The sequence below is a fragment of the Intestinimonas sp. MSJ-38 genome, assembly GCF_018917925.1.
Classification (GTDB): domain Bacteria; phylum Bacillota; class Clostridia; order Oscillospirales; family Butyricicoccaceae; genus Pseudobutyricicoccus.
On record NZ_JAHLPO010000073.1, the window covers coordinates 1 to 962 of the forward strand.

General features: G+C 54.9%; 1 protein-coding gene. It reads left to right on the forward strand.

Annotated features, from left to right (window positions below):
- A partial coding sequence (locus KQI26_RS15115; protein ID WP_371744217.1) for a DDE-type integrase/transposase/recombinase occupies positions 1-952 on the forward strand: 952 nt, incomplete at its 5' end.
- Positions 953-962: the final 10 nt, after the last annotated feature.

Genomic DNA, 962 nt, shown 5'->3' on the forward strand with positions numbered 1-962 from the left:
AGCCCGAAAGGAGACCATATCCCTCATGAGCAAAAATATAACACAAGACATGGCCTATCGGCAATCCCTAATGAAGTACACAGAGAAATACGGCGTCAGCCGCGCCAGCCGGAAGTACAACAAGAGCCGGTCGTATATCTATTTCTGGAAGCAGCGCTGGGATGGAAGTGTGGCATCCTTGGCCTGCCAGTCCAGACGCCCCCACAGCCATCCAAACCAGCACACGGAGGCCGAGCTGAAACTCATTCGTGACATGCGCCGCAGAAATCCAACCCTGGGTATGGTCGAACTGTGGCACCGTCTGCGGCAGCGCGGCTACACCCGCTGTCCAGAGAGCTTGTTCCGTATCATGCGTAAAATGGGGTTGTTTCCGCCAGAAAAGCAGAAAAAGACATACAAACCGAAGCCTTACGAGCAGATGACCTACCCCGGTCAGCGCGTTCAGGTGGATGTGAAGGTGGTTCCCAGAGCCTGTATCGCAGATCCGGAGCTTCGCCTGTTCCAATACACCGCCATCGACGAGTTCACCCGCCTGCGGTTCCTGGCGGCCTACCCGGAGCAGTCCACCTACTCTTCAGCAGATTTCCTTCGCAAACTGACGGCGTGGTATGCACGCCGCGGCATCAAGGTAGAGTGTGTTCAGACAGACAACGGTTTTGAGTTTACCAACCGTTTTTCGGGCAGCAAGCGTATTTTGCCGACGCTATTTGAAAAAACGGCCGCTGAACTGAATATCCGGCATAAACTGATCCGTCCTTACACACCGCGCCACAACGGAAAGGTCGAGCGCAGCCACCGCGAGGATCAGAAACGCTTCTACTCTTGCCACTCGTTCTATTCCTTGGACGACTTTGCAAAGCAGCTTGCCGTCCACAACCGCCGCTCCAACAACTTGCCCATGAGACCCCTCCGCTGGATGGCTCCCGCTGAGGTCACTGTCCAATATGTTTGACAAACCTACA